The sequence below is a fragment of the Imhoffiella purpurea genome (assembly GCF_000585215.1).
Classification (GTDB): Bacteria; Pseudomonadota; Gammaproteobacteria; order Chromatiales; family Chromatiaceae; genus Imhoffiella; species Imhoffiella purpurea.
In genome coordinates this window covers 14,011-33,587 of the sequence record NZ_AONC01000026.1, presented here as the reverse complement: position 1 = coordinate 33,587, position 19,577 = coordinate 14,011, and the positions used below count along the sequence as shown (strand labels likewise).

The window sequence follows — 19,577 nt, the reverse complement described above, 5'->3', positions numbered from 1 at the left end:
GACACGAAAAAGGCCGCTTGAAGCGGCCTTTTTCGATACGGGAATTTGGTCGGGGTGACAGGATTCGAACCTGCGACTTCTGCCTCCCGAAGACAGCGCTCTACCAAGCTGAGCTACACCCCGAGGCGGGTCTCACGATCAATGCATGCGGGTGACGGCGAAATCGGCCATCATCGCCAGTGCGTGCTTCGCGTCCGAATCCGGGAGCGGATCCAGGGCGCTCTTTGCTCGCTCGGCATAGGATCGTGCGAGCTGCGCAGTATAGGCGATCGCATCGGTGGATGCAATCGCCTTCGAGACGTCGGCGATACGGTCGCGCCCGCCGTTCTCGATGGCGTCGCGCAGCAGGGTGCGGTGCTCCGGTGTCCCGACCTCCATGGCGCGGATGACGGGGAGGGTGGGCTTGCCTTCCTCCAGGTCGTCGCCGACGTTCTTGTCCAGCTCGGTGTTGTCGAGGCTGTAGTCGAGCGCGTCGTCGACGAGCTGGAAGGCGATACCGAGATTGAGGCCGTAACCGGACACGGCCGCCTCGATCTCGGGCGACGACTCGGAGATGACGGCGCCGAGACGCACGCCCGCCTCGAACAGTGTGGCGGTCTTGCGCTCGATGACCTCCATGTAGCGCTTCTCGTCGGTATCGGCGTCGCGCTCGTTCAGGAGCTGCAGCACCTCGCCCTCGGCGATGCGGTTGGTGGCGTGGGCCAGGACCTCCATGACGCGCATGCTGCCGACGTCGACCATCATCTCGAAGGAGCGCGAGTAGAGGAAATCGCCGACCAGCACGCTGGCCTCGTTGCCCCAGACCGCGTTGGCGGTCTCGCGGTTGCGGCGCAGGTCCGAGCCGTCGATGACGTCGTCGTGCAGCAGGGTGGAGGTGTGGATGAACTCCACGATGGCGGCGAGGTCGATATGGCGCTCGCCGGTGTAGCCGCAGGCACGTGCTGCGAGCAGGACGGACAGGGGGCGCAGACGCTTGCCGCCGCTGTTGACGATGTAGTGTCCGATCTGGTTGATCAGGACGACGTCCGACTGGAGGCGGCGCAGGATCAAGGCGTCCACGGCCTTCGAGTCCTCTGCGACGGGCTGGCGTATCGTGGAGAGGTCCATGCGTGTGTGGGATCTATCGATGATGGCGGCGGATGCTAGGTTTGGGGTGGTGGGCTGTCAAGCCGGCCACCTGAGGTACAGGGTTCAGCTGACGTAGGGTACGTCATTTGATCCGTCTCGGTCGACTCCTGGATCGTTTCGGGTTTTGCCCAGGTCCGGTTGCGAATGTCGCGGACGGTGGGCATCCTACGCCTCGTGTCATGATCTGTAGTCCATTATCGTCGTTGACCAGGATGTGGGTATGCGGTTAGAATTCCGCTTCTTTGTTCCGGCGCGGAGCGTCGGCAATTCCGAACACTCCTGGGGATCTGCACAATCATGTATGCGGTCATTCAAACCGGTGGCAAACAATACCGGGTTTCCGAAGGTGACACTCTGAAGGTCGAGAAGCTGACCGCCGAAGAAGGCGCGAGCATCGACTTCGAACAAGTCCTGATGGTTGCCGATGGCGACGAGGTTCGCGTCGGCAAGCCCTACCTGGACGGTGGCAAGGTGACCGCGACGGTCGAGTCCCACGGGCGCGCCAAGAAGGTCAAGATCATCAAGTTCCGTCGCCGCAAGCATCATATGAAGCACCAGGGCCATCGTCAGTGGTTCACCGCGGTCAAGATCACCGGTATCAGCGTCGGCTGAATACAGGAATTAGGGGAGTTAACTCATGGCTCATAAAAAGGCAGGCGGCAGTTCCCGCAACGGTCGCGATTCGGAATCCAAACGCCTTGGCGTCAAGGTGTTCGGCGGTCAGAAGGTCTCCGCGGGCAGCATCATCGTGCGCCAGCGCGGCACCCAGTTCCACAATGGCGTGAACGTCGGCTGCGGTAAGGATCATACCCTGTTCGCGCTGAGCGATGGCGTCGTCCGCTTCGTGGTTCAGGGCCCCAAGAACCGCAAGTTCGTGACCGTGGAGACCGCCTGATCGCCCGATCCATCGGTGATCGTCAGGTGTCGATCGGAAGCCTAGGAGCCTCGTCCATCGCGACGGGGCTTTTTCATTTCGACTCAGGCGCAAGCCAGCAGCTCGGTTCCAGTCTATGAAATTCGTCGACGAGGCAGTCATTCGGGTCGAGGCCGGTGATGGCGGTAGCGGCTGCGTGAGCTTCCGCCGGGAGAAGTACATCCCCAAGGGCGGTCCCGATGGCGGTGACGGCGGCGATGGCGGCAGCGTCTATCTGCTCGCCGACAACAATATCAACACGCTGGTCGATTTCCGCTATCAGCGCCGGCATCGCGCCGAGCGCGGCCAGAACGGCATGGGGCGTCAGCGTACCGGGCGCAGCGGCCAGGATCTGCTCGTCACCGTTCCGGTCGGCACGCGGGTGTTCGACGAGGAGACGGGCGAGCCGATCGGCGAGCTGCTGGAGAGCGGTCAGCGTCTGCTGGTCGCCCAGGGCGGCTTTCACGGCATCGGCAACGAGCGTTACAAGTCCAGCACCAATCGCACGCCGCGCCAGTCCACGCCCGGTACGCCCGGCGAGCGGCGCGATCTCCATCTCGAGCTCATCCTGCTCGCCGACGTCGGGCTGCTCGGCTTTCCCAATGCCGGCAAGTCGTCCCTGATCCGGCAGGTGTCGAGCGCGCGCCCCAAGGTGGCCGACTATCCCTTCACCACGCTCTATCCCAACCTGGGCGTGGTGCGCGTCGGTCAGAATCGCAGCTTCGTCGTCGCCGACATCCCGGGCGTGATCGAGGGCGCGGCCGAAGGGGCCGGGCTGGGCATCCATTTCCTCAAGCATCTGTCCCGCACCCGCCTATTGCTGCATCTGATCGACATCGCCCCCCTGGATACCGAGGAGAATCCGGCGGACCAGGTGCGCAAGATCGAGTCCGAGCTGGCCTCGTTCGGCGGCGAGCTGATCGACAAGGAGCGCTGGCTGGTGCTCAACAAGACCGATCTGCTGGATCCCGAGGACTACGAGGAACGCCGCGCGGCGATCGTCGCCGATCTCGACTGGGAGGGGCCGGTCTACGGCATCTCGGCCCTGAGCGGCGAAGGCACCCAGGCCCTGGTCTACGATCTGATGCAGCGTCTGGAGCAGATCAAGCGCGGCGATCCGGATAACGAATCCGACTCCTCGGGCGCGAACGAGGCCGAAGGCTCCGAATGGGATGCGCCGGACGAGCCCGATTCCGGCCCCTGGCATCCGCTCGATTGATCCAATCCAGGTCCGGCTATGATCTCGCGTGATGCCATTCCTCGGACGCGCCGCTGGGTCGTCAAGATCGGCAGCGCGCTCTTGACCCGGGACGGACAGGGGCTGGAGCGCTCCATGCTTACCCCCTGGGTCGATCAGATGGCCGACCGGCGCGATGCGGGCTGCGAGATCGTGCTGGTCTCCTCCGGTGCCGTCGCCGAGGGGATGGCTCGCATGGGCTGGCGCCGTCGTCCCAAGAGTCTGCACGAGCTGCAGGCCGCGGCCGCCGTCGGGCAGATGGGGCTGGTGCGGGCCTACGAGGACTGCTTCAAGATCCGGGGGCTGCACACGGCGCAGGTGCTGCTGACCCGTGACGATCTCTCCAACCGCCAGCGCTATCTCAACGCCCGCAGCACATTGCGCACCCTCTTGAAGCTCGGTGTCGTTCCGGTCATCAACGAGAACGACACGGTCGCGACCGACGAGCTGCGCTTCGGCGACAACGACACATTGGCGGCCCTGGTCGCCAACCTGATCGAGGCCGACCTGCTGGTCCTGCTCACCGATCAGGACGGGATCTTCGATGCCGATCCCAGGGGCAACCCAAACGCACGCCTGATTCCCGAGGCCTGGGTCGACGATCCGCAGCTGGATGTCGTCGCCGGAGGGAGCGTGACCGGGCTCGGCACCGGCGGCATGGTCACCAAGGTGCGCGCCGCCCGTCTGGCCGCCCGCTCGGGGACGCCGACGATCGTCGCGCCCGGGCGCGGCGATCGTGTCCTGGCGCGTATCGGGGAGGGCGAGTCGGTCGGAACCCTGCTGATTCCGTTCCAGGAGGCGCAGGCCGCGCGCAAGCAGTGGCTCGCCGGTCATCTTCGGGTTCGGGGTCGTTTGGTTCTCGACGCGGGGGCGGTCAAGGCGCTGCGCGAGAAGGGCACCAGCCTGCTCGCCGTCGGGGTCAAGCAGGTTCAGGGCAATTTCAATCGCGGCGAGGTGGTCGCCTGCGTCGACGAATCCGGGGCCGAGGTGGCGCGAGGACTGGTCAATTACGACTCGCAGGAAGCCTCCCGTATCAAGGGGCGGTCGTCGCTGCGGTTCGACGAGATCCTCGGCTATCTCGACGACGAGGAGCTGATCCATAGGGACAATCTCGTTCTGCTATAACGTCTCGGTCGATTGCCGTACCTCGCCAATATATGACCCTGTCGACTTTGGAAACCGGATTCAGTCACATTTTATGCGTGACAACCGGTTCCTTGGTCGTTATAATTAGCAACTCAGTTGGCTGAGTGGCAGAGTGGTTATGCAGCGGCCTGCAAAGCCGTGTACCTCGGTTCGATTCCGGGCTCAGCCTCCATTATCCCTTTCCGGTCAGCGTCTTGCCTGACTCATCCCCTCCCGCACAAGACCACCCGCTGGTCTCGACCTGTCGCATCGACGCTTCAATCGAAGTCGGTCAGCTTGGCGTTGGCATCGAAAAGACGGCCGTCTGTCCAGCGACCTTTTTTGATCCTGTTAACGATTTGTGATCCGGTCCGAGAGGTTTCATCCTCTCCTCCTTGCAAAAATCCCAGCGGACACAAAGTTGGCAAGTCGACAACCTGGGGTGTTGGGCTATGATGAGATCCTTGCCGATTCACAATCCCGATATGCCGATACTTGATGAGGTTATTTCAATGCCCGGCCAAGCTTTACGGGAATCCATTCAGGGACAGCCCTTCAACGATGTTCTGAACGAATTGCACGCGCATACCTTCAGCGGTGTGCCGGGCGAGTCGGATCCCTTCACCTTGAGCGAGCTGGAGCGCGAGTATATCGCCTATGCCCTGGCGCTCTATTATCAATGCGATCATTGTCACCAGTACCACGGTCGCGCCATCCAGCGCATACGCAAGCAATCGAACTGCGAAGACTGGGACTGGCAGAGCGAATTCGTCAAGGTCGTGCTCTTCCTGCGTACCAGCTACTCGAGTGTCTCGACGCTCGAATGGAAGGGCTGGATTCATGCCTGGCGGGGATTCGCCTCGCGCATCAATCGCCACCAGAGCGGTCTCGCCTGCAACATCGCGCTTGCCATCGGCATCGCGCGGGCCGACGAGCATTTGATGGAGATCGCCTTCGAATCGCTGAAGACGCTTTATGCGGACAGTCAGACCTTGCTGGGTGTCGTACGCGATATCGACCGGGTCGTGGTGTTCATGAAGGCCGCCACCTCGAAAAACCGTACGGATCCCATCTTGAAGCGTCAGCTCAAGACCTGCGGGATCCTGGTGTAATCCGCTCTGTCAGCCCTCTCATGCGGCCGTGTCGACAGGCTCGGTCGCACTATCTCCGTCGCCGGAGTTCGGGGTGTGGCGATCCCGCCCGAGGCTTGCGTATGATCCCGTGTGAGACTGTCCTTGGGGGCACGGCTTCCAATGGCCGGTGCGCCCACTTATACTGGCGGCGCAGAAGACGGATCGTCTTGCACGACCGTTGGCCGAGCCGATGACACCCTGACATTCTGGCGGCGTCGATGTCAGCCGGCCGGTCGGGGTGCAGCGGCTGCAATTACCTCGGTCCATATGCATCGCCGTTCTTTCCTTCTGAGGAAACCCCTGCCCGGGTGGCGAAATTGGTAGACGCAAGGGACTTAAAATCCCTCGACTTCGGTTGTGCGGGTTCGAGTCCCGCCCCGGGCACCATTGTAGAACGTTGGCTTACCCGACGTGCCTCGCTCCCTGCTTGGTTTGGACGCCGCCTTGATGAGAGGCCAGGGACTCCCGGCCTCTGTTCTGCCCATTCGAAGATTTCAGTTCGCGCGTCCAGCCCAGTCCTTGGCGAACTGCCAGGCGGTGCGTCCGCTGCGCGATCCGCGACGCAGCGCCCATTGCAGGGCGGCCCGCTCGATCTGATCCCACTCCTTCTCCGGCTCGGCGCTCAGCCGCTCGAGCCAGTGCCTGACCACGCCCAGATACTGGTCCTGACTGAAGGGGTGGAACGACACCCAGAGACCGAAGCGGTCCGAGAGCGAGATCTTCTCCTCGACCGATTCGCCGTGGTGCAGCTCGCCGTCCTGGATGCGCGCCTCGCGGTTCTCCGAATGGAACTCGGGCAGCAGATGACGGCGGTTCGAGGTGGCGTAGATGAGGACGTTGTCGGGCGTCGCCGCGATGGAGCCGTCGAGCGCGGCCTTGAGGGCCTTGTAGCTCGATTCGCTGGCCTCGAATGAGAGATCGTCGCAGAAGAGGACGAAGCGTTCGGGCCGGTCGGCGATGAGGTCGAGGATGTCGGGCAGCTGGATGAGGTCGTCCTTGTCGACCTCGATCAGGCGCAGTCCCCGGTCCCGGTAGCGGTTGAAGACCGCCTTGACCAGCGATGACTTTCCCGTCCCGCGCGAGCCCCAGAGCAGGACGTTGTTGGCGCCACGGCCGGCGACGAACTGGGCGGTGTTGCGGTCGATCTCATCCTTCTGGCGTTCCAGTCCGAGCAGGTCGGCGAGTTCGAGCCGGTGCGGCGCGTGTACCGCCTGGAGCCGGCCGCGCCCGGCGTTGGCGCGCCAGCGGAAGGCGTGGGCGCTCCAGTCGGGGGCGGGCGTCTCGCCCGGCAGCAGTCTTTCGAGGCGCTCGACGAGCGCGTCGAGCCGGGTCAGAAATCGATCGGTTTGGGTCATGGTCGAGGCCAGGTGGAATGGTCGGCCTCCTGGGGTATCTGTAGCGAGGCTGTGATCCGGTCGCTGGAGGCTGATGATTGTGCGAGCACTGCGGGGCGCGCGATGGCGCCCCGCAGTGGATCCGAGAGGGGATCGGGGCGAGGGTGTCCTATGCCGAGAGTCGCCGGTATTTCAGTCGATGCGGCTGATCGGCATCCGTGCCCAGACGGCGATGGCGGTCGGCCTCGTAGTCGGCGTAGTTGCCCTCGAACCAGGTGATCTGCGAATCGCCCTCGAACGCCAGGATATGGGTGGCGACACGATCGAGGAACCAGCGATCGTGGCTGATGACGACGGCGCAGCCGGGGAAGGCGAGCAGGGCCTCTTCGAGCGCGCGCAGGGTTTCGACGTCCAGGTCGTTGGTCGGTTCGTCGAGCAGCAGCAGGTTGCCGCCGCTCTTGAGCAGCTTGGCCAGGTGCACGCGGTTGCGCTCGCCGCCCGAGAGGTCGCCGATGCGCTTCTGCTGATCCGTTCCCTTGAAGTTGAAGCGGCCGCAATAGGCGCGCGAGGGCATCTCGAAGCGTCCGACGGTGATGATGTCGGACCCGCCGGAGATCTCTTCCCACACGGTATTGTCGTCATTGAGGGCATCGCGGCTCTGATCGACGCAGGCGACCTCGACGGTCTCGCCGATCCGCAGGGTGCCGGCGTCCGGCTGCTCCTGGCCGTTGATGATGCGGAACAATGTGGTCTTGCCCGCGCCGTTGGGGCCGATGACGCCGACGATGCCGCCCTTGGGCAGGTTGAACGAGAGGTTCTCGTAGAGCAGGTTGTCGCCGAAGGACTTCTTGATCCCCTCGGCCTCGATGACCAGATCGCCGAGACGCGGGCCCGGTGGGATATAGATCTCGTTGGTCTCGTTGCGGGACTGGAATTCCTGCGACTGCAGCTCGTCGAAGCGGGCGAGACGCGCCTTGCTCTTGGCATGGCGTCCCTTGGGGTTGGTCCGCACCCACTCGAGCTCCTGCTTCATGGCCTTGATGCGGGCCTGTTCCTGCTTCTGCTCCAGCTCCAGACGCTGCTCCTTCTGGTCGAGCCAGGAGGAATAGTTGCCTTCCCAGGGGATGCCGTGTCCGCGGTCGAGCTCCAGGATCCAGCCGGCGACGTTGTCGAGGAAGTAGCGGTCGTGGGTGACGGCCACGACGGTGCCCGGATATTCGTGAAGGAAGCGCTCCAGCCAGGCGACGGACTCGGCGTCCAGATGGTTGGTGGGCTCGTCGAGCAGCAGCATGTCGGGCTTGGAGAGCAGCAGCTTGCAGAGCGCGACGCGGCGGCGCTCGCCGCCCGAGAGTCGGGTGACGTCGGCGTCCCAGGCGGGCAGGCGCAGCGCGTCGGCGGCGACCTCGAGCGTGCGGTCCAGGTTGTGACCGTCGGTGGCCTCGATCAGATTCTCGAGCTCCGCCTGTTCCTTGGCCAGGGCGTCGAAATCGGCGTCCGGCTCGGCGTAGGCGGCATAGACGGCATCCAGACGCTCGAGCGCCTCCTTGATGTGTCCGAGCGCCTCCTCGACGTTGCCTCGCACGTCCTTGGTCGGGTCCAGCTGGGGCTCCTGGGGCAGATAGCCGACCTTGATACCGGGCTGCGGGCGCGCCTCGCCCTCGATCTCGGTGTCGACGCCGGCCATGATGCGCAGCAGCGATGATTTGCCCGCCCCGTTGAGGCCGAGCACGCCGATCTTGGCGCCGGGAAAAAAGGAGAGCGAGATGTCGCGCAGGATGACGCGCTTGGGCGGCACGATCTTGCCGACCCGGTTCATCGTGTATATGTATTGAGCCATTGGGTACGAGCGCTGATTCGATTCGTTAGGATGCTTGGGAGAGGTCCGGGAACGGACCCGCGACGGTCGTCGCGAGGAAGGCATTGCGCCTCCATGCGCCGTGCATTCTGCGCTGTCGCCGGTCAAATGTCCAAAGTCCCCGCCGGAAGGGCACTGGACGCGATCTCTTCACTTGGGTCAGTCTATAGTCGGTAGCGGTCAACACATGAATGGCGTGCCCCATGACTCATATCCTCTCCGCGTCGACGCTCGACGATCTGGTGCCGGCCCATCGTCTCTCCAAGGAAGGCCGGTCACGGCTCGCCAGTACCGGTCAGATCACCACCATCGCCTCGGGTCGGAGGCTGACCGCGATCCAGGAGTATCCCTGGCTGGGATATCTGCTGTCGGGGAAGGTCTGTATCCTCGATGGCGACCGCAAGGAGATCGTCGAGGCAGGGACCATGCGAGCCTGTCAGCCGCTGTTGTCCGAGAACCGCTTGCGCGAACAGGTTCTGTTCATCACCGAGGGAGAGCTGTTGCGGCTCGATCGCCAGTTGTTCCAGTCGCTGGACCCGGATGCGTCCGGCCCGGAGGATGTCCCGGACCGGATGGATTTGAGCGAGGGAGAACGCTCCCTGTTCGCCAGCATCGATCAGGCGTCCAAGGATGGCAGTCTGTCCTTGCCCTCGATGCCCAAGGTGGCGCGGGCGATCCAGGAGGCCATGAGCGATCGCAACATCACCTCCGCCCGCCTGGCCCGTATCGTACAGATGGACCTGGCGGTCACCGGTGGGCTCATCCGCCTGTCCAACAGCGCCATGTACCGTGGGGTCAAACCGATCGCCGACGTTCGCAACGCCATCATTCGGCTGGGCATGGATCTCACGCGCTCGGTCGTCATGAGTCTGGCGATGCAGCAGGTGTTCAGGACCAGATCGCCGCTGGTGAAGCACTTCATGAAGGCGACCTGGAACCGCAGCGTCCACATCTCGGCGCTCGGCTATGTGATCGCGAGACGCTGCGAGGGATTGAATCCCGAGGAGGCCCTCCTGGCCGGTCTGCTCTGCGATGTCGGTGTCGTGCCCATCCTCGACTACGTGAGCCGCCACTATCGCGATATCGAGGACGATGCGCTCGAAGCGGCCCTGTTGCGGTTGAAGGGCAGGGTGGGCGAGCTGGTGATGGCCGACTGGGGCCTGGGTTCGGATCTCATCCAGGTGGTTCGCGAATCGGAGCGCTGGTATCGGGATTCCGGGGAGCGCCCGGACTATTGCGATATCGTTCTCGTGGCGCGGCTCTACCGCCTCCACCAGTCCGAACCGCGTGGCCCCCTGCCGCGTTACGACGAGGTTCCCGCCTATTTCAATCTGGGTTTGGGGACGGAGGCCGGCGAGCAGGAGGCCGACTTCATCTCCGAGGCGAGCGAGCAGATCTCCGAGGTCATGGCCATGCTCAAGGGGGATAAATGATGAGTGACTCGGATGCATGATTCAGACGGTGTTTCCGCGGCAGGTCTTCCGCTTGGGCTGCCCGTCTTCGGCTTGGTCGCACCGAGCGGCAGCGGAAAGACCACGTTGCTGCGACACTTGGTCGGGCGACTCCATGCCCGGGGTGTGCGGATCGGCTATCTGAAACACGCCCATCACAGTTTCGATCTGGACATTCCGGGCAAGGACAGTTACGAGATCCGCGCGGCCGGGGCGGCTCAGACCCTGTTGGCCTCGCGCCTGCGCTGGGCGCTTCAGGTGGAGGAGTCGAGCCGCCAGTCCGATCCGGATCTAGGGGAGATGCTCGCGCGCTTCGAGGCCGATTCGCTGGATCTGGTGCTCGTCGAGGGCTTCAAGCATGCCAGCTATCCCAAGATCGAGGTCTATCGCGCCGCGCTCGGCCAGACGCCGCTCTATCCGGACGACCCCGAGATCATCGCCGTCGCCACCGACGATCCTCTGCCGACTCCGGACCATCCGCCGCGCCTCCCGCTGGGAGATCCGGAGCGAATCGCGGACTTCATCCTGCGCGCGGGCGGACTGGCCGCTTGAGGGCGGTTTCGCGGGCGCGAACCTGTTCGTTACGGGGGAACCGAAAACGTGATCGGCGATCGGCACGAACCTCCTCGGGGTACTCGCGCGACGCATTCGGAAGGCTCGGAGCCGTTGCCTTCGGAGGGGCTCGACAGCCTCTTCGAGGCATTGATCCAAACCTCGGTCGATGCGATTGCCCTGCTCGATCCGGAGGGGCGTTTCCTCTACGTCAATGCAGCCTTCTGCGAGAGTCTGGGTTACGAGCGTGACGCGCTCCTGGGGATGTCGGTGCCGGACATCAATCCCGACCTCACGCAGGATGACCTGAGGGTTTCGTTCGAGCGTCTGAGGCTTGCTGGGGATGTCAAGTATGAGACCCGGCATCGGCGCCGGGACGGATCCCTGTTCCCCGTGGAGGTGAACAGCAACTATCTGACCCTGGGGGGACGGGAATTCCGCTGTTCCTTCATGCGCGATATCAGCGACCGCCGGCGCGCCGAGTGCGCGCTGCAGGATTCGCAGCGCTTTCTCGCGGAGCTCATCGACAGTCTGCCGGACGCGCTCTTCGCCATCGATGCCGATGGGGTCGTCACCGTTTGGAACAGGACGCTCGAGGAGTTGTCGGGCATCCCGCGCGAGCGGCTGCTGGGGCGGGGCGATCGGGCCCATGCGCTCGCCTTCTATGGGAAGCGTCGCCCGATGCTCGTGGATCTGGTCCTCGGATCCTCTGACGCGGGGATCGAGCACTATGATTTCGTGCACCGGGACGGCGACCGCATCCTGGCCGAGGTCCACGATCTCAGCGTCTTCGGGCGCGAGGGGGTCTATCTGTGGGCCAAGGCCGTGGCGCTGCGCGATCGCGATGGGCATGCGACCGGTGCCCTGGAGATCATTCGCGACATCACCGAGCAGAAGGATGCCGAGCAGGCATTGATGTCGAGCGAGGCGCGGTTGCGCTCCCTGGTGAGCAATACGCCCGTGGTGATCTTCGAGTTCGACGGGGAGGGAATCTTTCGTCTGGTCGAGGGGCGTGGGCTGGATTCCCTCGGGCTGAAGCCGGGGAACATGGTGGGGACGGCCTTCGTCGACTGCTTCGGGTCTGGCCCCGATTTCGATGACGCCAAACGGCGGGCGCTGGCGGGCGAGCGCGCCCGATTCACGGCGACCCTCGGTGCCCGTGTGTTCGAGACGCATCTCAACCCGGTCGATGCGCCAGGGGCCGGACCCATCTCCGTGATCGGTGTCGCCGTCGACATCACCGAGCGGACCCGGCGCGAGGCCGAGCTTCAGCAGCGGACCGACGAGCTGACCCGCTTCACCTATACGGTCTCGCACGATCTCAAGAGTCCGCTGGTCACCATCCGGACCTTCCTCGGCTTTCTGGAGGAGGATATGCGTCTCCAGGACGCGGAGCGGGTCGCCAAGGATCTGGAATTCATCCGTAATGCCGCGGACCGCATGACGCGACTGCTCGACGAGCTGCTGGAGCTCTCCCGGATCGGCCGCGTGATCAATGCGCCGACCGATTTCAGTCTGCAGGATGTGGTGCGCGACGCGCTGGATCTGGTCGCGGGCAGGATCGTCTCCAAGGGGGTGCGGGTTCGCGTCAGCGACAGCCCCGTCACGATCCGCGGCGATCGTCAGCGTCTGGTCGAGGTGTTTCAGAACCTGTTCGACAACGCGGTCAAGTTCATGGCGGACCAGTCCGAGCCCCGCATCGCGGTGGAGGCCGAGCGGTTGGATGAAGAATGGATCTTCTCGGTGATCGACAATGGCATCGGCATCGATCCGCGTCATATCCACAAGGTCTTCGGCCTGTTCGAGCAGCTGAACGCCGAGGCCGAGGGAACCGGGATCGGGCTGACCCTGGTGAAGCGCATCGTCGAGGTTCACGGGGGGCGGATCTGGGTCGAGTCTCCCGGTATCGGCCATGGATCGCGCTTCCGTTTCACCCTGCCCGAGGCGTACGGTTCGGACTGAACGACCCTTGGGCTCTTGCTCGGGGGCGTGGGGCGGGCAGCCCTTCCGCCGTCGATCCGTTCGGCCTGAAGGGGGCCGCGAGCAACGCTTCGATCTTCTCCGCGGGAACGGGGGGGCTGAACAGATAGCCTTGATAGGCCTCGCATCCCGCCTCGCGGAGAAAGGCGTGCTGCTCCTGGGTCTCGACCCCTTCCGCCAGGACCTGGAGTTTCAGATTGTGCGCCATGGCGATGATGGTCGCCGCGATCTCAGCATCGTTGCGGTCCTCCGGTATGCCTTGCACGAAGCTCTTGTCGATCTTGAGTCGATCGATGGGGAGGCGTTTCAGATAGCCGAGCGAGGAATAGCCGGTCCCGAAGTCGTCGATCGCGAGCCCGACCCCCAGCTCGCGCATGGCGTTGAGGATGTCGATGCCGTGGGCATCGTTATGCATGATCATGCTTTCCGTGAGTTCCAGTTCGAGACAGCTGGCCGGGAGGTCGTATTCATCCAGGATGGCGCCTACCTGCACGGCCAGGTCGCGCTGTGCGAACTGCTGAATCGACAGATTGACCGCGAGCGTCATCGTCGGCATGCCGGCCGCGCGCCAGTCGCGCATCTGTCGGCAGGCCTGGCGCAGGACCCAGGCTCCGAGCGGAATGATGAGGCCGGTTTCCTCGGCCAGCGGGATGAAGCTGTCCGGAGGGATGAGACCCTCTTCCGGATCCTGCCAACGCACCAGCGTCTCGACGCCCAGGATGCGCTCGTCGGCCATGGCGACCTGGGGCTGGAAATGGAGGATGAATTCCTCGCGCTCGAGCGCGCGGCGGAGTTTGGACTCCAGCAGCAGCCGGGCATTGGCGGCGCGGGTGAGCGACTCGGTGTAATAGCGGTAGGTGTTGCGACCCTGGGCCTTGGACTGATACATGGCGGTATCGGCATTGCGCAGCAGTTCGGTGACACCTTCTCCATTGTCGGGAAAGATGCTGATCCCGATGCTGGCGCCCACATAGATCTCGCGCTCTTCGGCCAGATTGAAGGGCTGGCGCATGAGGTCGATGATCAATTGGGCCACGCGTCCGGCCTCGCGGCTCTGGTCGATCGACTCCAGAAGGATGACGAATTCGTCGCCGCCGAGCCGGGCCAGCGTATCTTCGCCGCGGGTGCGGCCCGCCAGGCGCTGGGCGACCGCTTGCAGGAGCGCGTCCCCGACCGGATGTCCGAGGCTGTCGTTGACGTGCTTGAAGCGGTCGAGATCGATGAAGAGCACGGCGACCTTGGTGTGCTTGCGCCGAGCGCGCTGGATCGCATGCTCCAGCCGCGAATTGAGCAGCAGCCGGTTCGGCAGATCGGTCAAGGGGTCATAGTGCGCCAGATGCTCGAGCTGGGCCTCCGATCGCTTGACCTGGCTGATGTCCGAGAGGACGCCGACATAGTTGGTGATCTCGCCCGCGTCGTCGCGGACCGTGCTGATGGTCAGCCAGGCGGGGAAGATCTCGCCGCTCTTGCGGCGGTTCCAGATCTCGCCCTGCCAGTGTCCGGAGCTCGCGATCAAGGCCCACATCGCCTGATAGAAGGCCGTTTCGTGGCGTCCCGACTTGAGCATTCGGGTCGAGCCACCGATCGCCTCGGTCTCGGAATAGCCCGTGATCTCGGTGAAGGCCGGATTGATCGCGACGATGCGCGTCCCGTCGCTGTCCGAGATGAGAACGCCCTCGCGGGTGTTCTTGAGCACGGTCGCCGCCAGCCGCAGATCTTCCTGATCGCGCAGTTGCTCGCTGATGTCCTGGCCCACGCCAGCGATGCCGATGAGCCTGCCTTGCGCATCGCGAACCGGGACGCCGTTATAGCGATAGGCTCGGATTCCATCGATCGTGCGCGCTCGGCCCTCGACCTCGCAGTAGCCCTGTCTCCAGGCGGTGTCGAGCGCCTTGCGGATCTTCTCGGCGTCATCCTCCACGAAGAAGTCCGGGAAGGGCCGGTTGCGGAGCGCGTCCGGACCGCATCCCGTCTCCTCTTCGATTCGCTTGTTCCACCACATGAGCCGACCCTGCCGGTCGACCATGTAGAGCGTATCGCGCACGGCCTCGGTGATGGCACGGGTCTCGCCGTAGGCCCGCTGGAGCTCCAGCTGCGCCTGTTTGGCCGCGCTGATGTCGCGGATCGACTCGATGGCGCCGGAGAGCTCGCGCTCGGTGTTGAGCAGAGGGGCCGCGACGATCCAGAGATGGGCGCCGCGTCCGGCGTTCAGGACGGCGCTGAAGACCTCCGCGATCAGCTGGTCGCCATCCTGTCTGACGTAGTCGTAAGACGCGCTCGGCTGGGCATCGGGATCCAGGATGCTTTCGAGCAGCAAGGGGTGGGGCGTATCGTAGAAGACGTTCCAATGCTCTCGGATCGGCTGGCCGAGCAGCTGGCTCTTGCTGCATCCGGTCAAGCGTTCGAGGCCGAAATTCCAGGCGATCACGCGTCCGTCCCGGTCGACGGCAAATGTCGGGTCGGGGAGGAAATCGATGATGTCCATCAACTGGCGCTCCGAGGCCCGAAGCGCCTTCTGGGCCGTCGTCCGCTCGCTGATGTTGCGCCATTCGCGCAGCAGCCGCTCGACCAGCCTGGGCATCTGGGCGAAGGTCTCGGACGACTTGACGACATAATCCAGCGCGCCCGCCTTCAGGGCCCGCACCGCCATCTGCTCGTCGCCGTGGCTGGTCATCACCAGCAGCGGGAAGGGCGGCGTATCCGGCTGGTCGCCGATCAGCTCGAACGCCTTGCCGTCCGCGAGATTGAGATCGGCGATGACGGCGTCGGGCAGACGTTCGGCGATCCGTCGGCGCCCCTCGGCCAATGAGGCGGCGATCCGGATGTCCGTGGAGTCTACGCCGGACTCGAGCGAGCGTCGTACCGCTTCGGCGTGGGCCGGGTCGTCCTCGACGATGAGAATGCAGCGTGGGTTGGACTCCATCTGGCGTTCAGCGCGGATATCGATTCCAGGTCAGCCAATAATGGCTGAAACTTTCGATCAGACGGGTGAACTTGTCGAAATCCAGCGGTTTGACCAGATAGCTGCTCGCCCGATAGGCATAGGCCTGCTCGACGTCGGGCTCCGAGGCCGAGGTGGTCAGGACGACCACCGGAACGCCGTTCAACTCCTCGCTGGCGCGGATCTGGCGCAGGACATCCAGCCCCTCGATCTTGGGGAGGTGCAGATCGAGCAGGATCACCTGGGGTCTGGGGGCGGATGCCAGGTCGGTGTAACGCCCCTGGTGGAAGAGATAATCGAGCGCCTCCTGACCGTCCTTGGCATGCTGCAATGCGTTGGCGATACCGCATCGCTCGAGGTTGCGGCGGACGATCTCGGCATGGGCCGGGTCGTCCTCGATCAGCAGAATGACGAGCGGCTCCTGGAAAGAAGGCGGATTGTCGGCGGCAAAGGGCACGTTTCGCGTCCTGGATCCTCTGGATTGGTCGGAGAGCATGGCACTCCCTGCTCGGAGCGATCAAGTCGGAATACAGGCTTCCGCGAATGGCCGCACGGACGTCGCCGCGACGGCGTCCGCCCTGGTGCGGGCTCCGTGCGCGTCAGTCTTGGGCGGATCCGACCTTGAACTGACCGACCAGCTCATGGAGCTCGGAACTGAGACGCGAGAGTTCTCGGCTCGCGGCGGCCGTGTGCTCGGAATGCTGGGCCGATTCCGTGGACAGATCGGAGATGTTGACGACGTTGCGGTCGATCTCCCGCGCGACCGTGGCCTGCTCCTCGGCCGCGCTCGCGATCTGGGTGTTCATGTCGCGGATACGGCTGATGGAGTCCAGGATCTCGCTTAGGGCATCCTGGGCGTGGGTCGCCTGGTCGAGCGTTTCGGCCGTGATGGTCTCGCCGCGCTGGATACGCTCCACCGCTTCCTTGGCCACGGTGCGCAGGGTTTCGATCATCCTCTGGATCTCGCTGGTGGACTGCTGGGTCCGGCTGGCCAGCGTGCGGACCTCGTCGGCGACCACGGCGAATCCGCGCCCTTGCTCTCCGGCACGCGCGGCCTCGATCGCCGCGTTCAGGGCCAGCAGATTGGTCTGCTCGGCAATGGCGCGGATCACGTCCAGCACGCCGCCGATGGATTGACTCTCGTCGCTGAAGCGATGGATGCTCGCGGCCACCTGCTCGACCTCGCTCGCCAGCCGGGTGTTGGCCTCCAGGACGCCGGTGACCGTCTGGCCGCCCTGTCGGGCGCTCTTGTCGGCGGCGAGCGTGGAGGTCGCGGCCTGTTCTGCGTTGCGGGCGATTTCCATGATGGTCGCCGACATCTGATTGATGGCCGTGGCGACCTGCTGGACCTCGCCGCGCTGACGCTCCATGCCCGCGCTGTTGGTCTCGGTGACGGCGGTCAGTTCCTCGGCGGCGGAGGCGATCGTCGTGGTGGCCTGGCTGACGCTGATCACCATCGATTCGGTCTTGGCGGCGAAGGCGTTGAAGCCCGAGGCCATCTCGGAGATCTCGTCGCGTCCGTCCGTCTCCAGGCGCTTGGTGAGGTCGCCATGGCCGCTGGCGATGTCGAGCATGGCATTGGCCGCCTCGCGGACTGGCAGCACGATCGAACGTCCGGTCAGTATGGTGAGCGCCATCAGGATCAGCAGAACCGTGAGACCGAAGCCGGCCAGCATGAGTGTGTTGGACCAGAAGGCGTCGTCGACGTCGTCGATATAGACCCCGGTCGCCAGCACCCAGCCCCAGGGCTCGAAGGTCTGGAAATAGGCGAGTTTCGGGATGGCCTTGGTCGAGCCGGGCTTCGGCCAGGCATAGGCGACCGTACCCTTGCCGTCGGTGCGCGCCTTGTTGCGGATCTCTTCCCAGAAGCGCTTGCCGTTGGCGTCGGTCAGGACGAGGGTGTCGGTGCCGTCCAGCTCGGGTTTGATCGGGTGCATCACCGCCATTCCCGAGAGATCCGTCACCCAGAAGTAGTTGCCCTGGTCGTACCTGAGTGCGGACAGCGCCGCGAGTGCGGCGTCTTTGGCGCTTTCCTCGTCGACCTGGCCCCGGGCGACCATCTGCTGCCGCTCCTCGACAATGCTGGTGGCCGTCTCGACCAGTTTGGTGAGCTGAAGGACCTTTTCGTCCATCAGCATTGTACGCAGCTCGAAGAGTGCGAGGCCGAATCCGATGAGGATTCCCATCACCAGGATGCCCATGAGGATCCACAGGCGGGTGTTCACGGTGATTTGGCGCATTCGGCTCATGGATGTCTCTCCGCTCGTCGATGGGTTCTGATCGAATTGGTTCGGCCCCCGGCTGGCCGAGGTGTCGGACCGACTCGATCTTAGCCCATTCGAGAATCCATTCCTTTGATCTGGGAAATCGAAGAATGGGGGCCGCCTCTTTGCCTTGCAAAGCGCCGCTGGTCGAGCGGGAGGCACTGGATTCAGCGTTGCCAGAAGGTCGGGCTCAGCAGCACCAGGAGGGTGAAGATCTCCAGGCGGCCGAGCAGCATGGCGAAGCAGAGAATCCATTTGGCCGGGTCGTAGAGATCGGCATAGTGGGCGCCGACCTGGGAGAGGCCCGGTCCGAGGTTGTTGATGCAGGCCGCGACGGCCGAGAAGGCGGTCAGCAGGTCCAGGCCGGTGGCCGCCAGCATCAGGTACATGAGGACGAAGCTGGCGATATAGAGCGAGAAGAAGCCCCAGACGGCGTCCACCACGCGATGGTTCACGCTTTTGCCGCCGATGCGTACCGGAAGCTGGGCGTTGGGATGGATGAGTCTGTCGATCTCGCGGATGCCCTGTTTGATCAGCAGCAGGAAGCGGATGACCTTGATGCCGCCGCCGGTCGAGCCGGCGCAGCCGCCGATGAAGCTGGCGAACAGGAGCAGGATCTCGAGGAAGGGCGGCCAGAAATAGAACTCCGCGGTGGTGAAGCCCGTGGTCGTGCCGATGGAGACGGCCTGGAACAGCCCCTTGGTCAGGGCGTCGTCCCAGGTGATGTAGGTGTCCGTGTAATAGAGCGCCAGGGTCACGATCAGCGTGACCGTGCCCATGATCAGCATGTAGAAGCGGAACTCGCTGTCCTGGGCGTAGAGCCGGAGATCCTGGCGCCGCACCGCGGCGAAATGGAGCGTGAAGTTCATGCCCGCGAGCAGCATGAAGAAGACCGCGATCATCTCGATCAATGTGCTGTCGAAATACCCCATGCTCAGATCGTGGGTCGAGAAGCCGCCGATGGCGACCGTGGAGAAGGCGTGTCCGATGGCGTCGAACAGCGTCATCCCGGCCCCCCAGTAGGCGAGCGCGCAGGCGACCGTCATCCACAGATAGATGTACCAGAGCGCCTTGGCCGTCTCGGTGATGCGGGGGGTGAGCTTGGAGTCCTTCATGGGGCCTGGCATCTCGGCCCGATAGAGCTGCATGCCGCCGATGCCGAGCATGGGCAGGACGGCCACGGCCAGCACGATGATGCCCATGCCCCCCAGCCATTGCAGCTGCTGGCGGTAGAAGAGGATCGATTTGGGCAGCTCGTCGAGCCCCAGGATCACGGTCGCCCCGGTGGTGGTGAGACCCGAGAGCGACTCGAAGACGGCATCGGTCGCCGAGACGGCGGGATGCGGCGCGAGCAGGAAGGGGAGTGCGCCCGCCAGTCCCAGGCTGGTCCAGAACAGCACCACGACCAGAAAGCCGTCGCGCAACCGCAGCACGTGCTGTGAGTTGCGTACGGGCAGGAAGATGGCGAGACCGGCGCCGAGGATGATCGCGAAGGCGACCAGGAAGGGCCATGGGATGCCTTCCCGGTAGATGAGCGCCACCACCGCGGGTGGCAGCATGGTGAAGCTGAAGACCGTCAGGAGCAGTCCCAATACCTTCTGAACGGCGTAGAACTTCATGGATCCGGGGCGGGGGTCTCGTGTGGTTGCTCGGAGATGGGTGGG

15 protein-coding genes and 3 tRNA genes are annotated in these 19,577 nt (G+C 64.2%); 10 read left to right on the top strand and 8 right to left on the bottom strand.

The features are described 5' to 3' along the window. Positions 1-46 precede the first annotated feature (46 nt). Positions 47-123 (bottom strand) — tRNA-Pro (locus D779_RS08950). A 15-nt stretch (positions 124-138) separates the two neighbouring features. Then, positions 139-1,107 (bottom strand): polyprenyl synthetase family protein, encoded by a 969-nt coding sequence (locus D779_RS08945; protein ID WP_043752808.1) that lies wholly within the window; start codon positions 1,105-1,107, stop codon positions 139-141. Positions 1,108-1,425: 318 nt separating this feature from the next. On the opposite strand from D779_RS08945, the gene rplU reads away from it, so the two are divergent. From rplU to D779_RS08910, 7 genes are all read left to right on the top strand, one after another. Then, positions 1,426-1,740, top strand: a complete 315-nt coding sequence (rplU, locus tag D779_RS08940) for a 50S ribosomal protein L21 (protein ID WP_043752805.1) — start codon at positions 1,426-1,428, stop codon at positions 1,738-1,740. A gap of 25 nt (positions 1,741-1,765) precedes the next feature. After that, entirely contained in the window at positions 1,766-2,023 is a 258-nt protein-coding gene (rpmA, locus tag D779_RS08935; protein ID WP_043752801.1) for a 50S ribosomal protein L27, read from the top strand. A gap of 115 nt (positions 2,024-2,138) precedes the next feature. Further along, the gene (gene cgtA / locus D779_RS08930) at positions 2,139-3,260 is read left to right on the top strand and encodes an Obg family GTPase CgtA (RefSeq protein ID WP_043752798.1); all 1,122 of its coding nucleotides are present in this window, start codon (positions 2,139-2,141) and stop codon (positions 3,258-3,260) included. Between the two features lie 18 nt (positions 3,261-3,278). Beyond that, positions 3,279-4,403 (top strand): glutamate 5-kinase, encoded by a 1,125-nt coding sequence (proB, locus tag D779_RS08925; RefSeq protein WP_043752795.1) that lies wholly within the window; start codon positions 3,279-3,281, stop codon positions 4,401-4,403. A 119-nt stretch (positions 4,404-4,522) separates the two neighbouring features. Continuing rightward, a tRNA-Cys gene (locus D779_RS08920) sits at positions 4,523-4,596 on the top strand. A gap of 319 nt (positions 4,597-4,915) precedes the next feature. Beyond that, on the top strand, positions 4,916-5,515 hold the full coding sequence (locus D779_RS08915; RefSeq protein WP_043752792.1) for a hypothetical protein: 600 nt from the start codon (positions 4,916-4,918) through the stop codon (positions 5,513-5,515). A 323-nt stretch (positions 5,516-5,838) separates the two neighbouring features. After that, positions 5,839-5,923: transfer RNA gene (locus tag D779_RS08910), tRNA-Leu, on the top strand. 107 nt (positions 5,924-6,030) lie between these two features. Here D779_RS08910 and D779_RS08905 read toward each other — a convergent pair. After that, the gene (locus tag D779_RS08905) at positions 6,031-6,891 is read right to left on the bottom strand and encodes an ATP-binding protein (RefSeq protein ID WP_043752789.1); all 861 of its coding nucleotides are present in this window, start codon (positions 6,889-6,891) and stop codon (positions 6,031-6,033) included. 148 nt (positions 6,892-7,039) lie between these two features. Then, complete coding sequence (gene ettA, locus D779_RS08900) at positions 7,040-8,707, bottom strand: energy-dependent translational throttle protein EttA (protein ID WP_043752786.1); 1,668 nt, start codon at positions 8,705-8,707, stop codon at positions 7,040-7,042. 221 nt (positions 8,708-8,928) lie between these two features. On the opposite strand from ettA, the gene D779_RS08895 reads away from it, so the two are divergent. The 3 genes from D779_RS08895 (at position 8,929) to D779_RS21065 (ending at position 12,690) form a co-directional block, all read left to right on the top strand. Next, positions 8,929-10,158, top strand: a complete 1,230-nt coding sequence (locus D779_RS08895) for an HDOD domain-containing protein (protein ID WP_043752784.1) — start codon at positions 8,929-8,931, stop codon at positions 10,156-10,158. A gap of 12 nt (positions 10,159-10,170) precedes the next feature. Then, the gene (gene mobB / locus D779_RS08890; protein ID WP_052347992.1) at positions 10,171-10,728 is read left to right on the top strand and encodes a molybdopterin-guanine dinucleotide biosynthesis protein B; all 558 of its coding nucleotides are present in this window, start codon (positions 10,171-10,173) and stop codon (positions 10,726-10,728) included. 114 nt (positions 10,729-10,842) lie between these two features. Then, entirely contained in the window at positions 10,843-12,690 is a 1,848-nt protein-coding gene (locus D779_RS21065) for a PAS domain-containing sensor histidine kinase (protein ID WP_052347991.1), read from the top strand. Here the strand turns inward: D779_RS21065 and D779_RS08880 are convergent. The 4 genes from D779_RS08880 to D779_RS08865 all read right to left on the bottom strand — a co-directional run bounded on the left by D779_RS08880 (position 12,659) and on the right by D779_RS08865 (position 19,532). Continuing rightward, complete coding sequence (locus tag D779_RS08880) at positions 12,659-15,631, bottom strand: EAL domain-containing protein (RefSeq protein WP_081763422.1); 2,973 nt, start codon at positions 15,629-15,631, stop codon at positions 12,659-12,661. The genes D779_RS21065 and D779_RS08880 overlap by 32 nt on opposite strands. A gap of 7 nt (positions 15,632-15,638) precedes the next feature. Beyond that, complete coding sequence (locus D779_RS08875; RefSeq protein ID WP_052347990.1) at positions 15,639-16,106, bottom strand: response regulator; 468 nt, start codon at positions 16,104-16,106, stop codon at positions 15,639-15,641. A gap of 142 nt (positions 16,107-16,248) precedes the next feature. After that, positions 16,249-17,898, bottom strand: a complete 1,650-nt coding sequence (locus D779_RS08870; protein WP_043752781.1) for a methyl-accepting chemotaxis protein — start codon at positions 17,896-17,898, stop codon at positions 16,249-16,251. A 182-nt stretch (positions 17,899-18,080) separates the two neighbouring features. Continuing rightward, complete coding sequence (locus tag D779_RS08865; RefSeq protein WP_043752778.1) at positions 18,081-19,532, bottom strand: TrkH family potassium uptake protein; 1,452 nt, start codon at positions 19,530-19,532, stop codon at positions 18,081-18,083. Positions 19,533-19,577 lie beyond the last annotated feature (45 nt).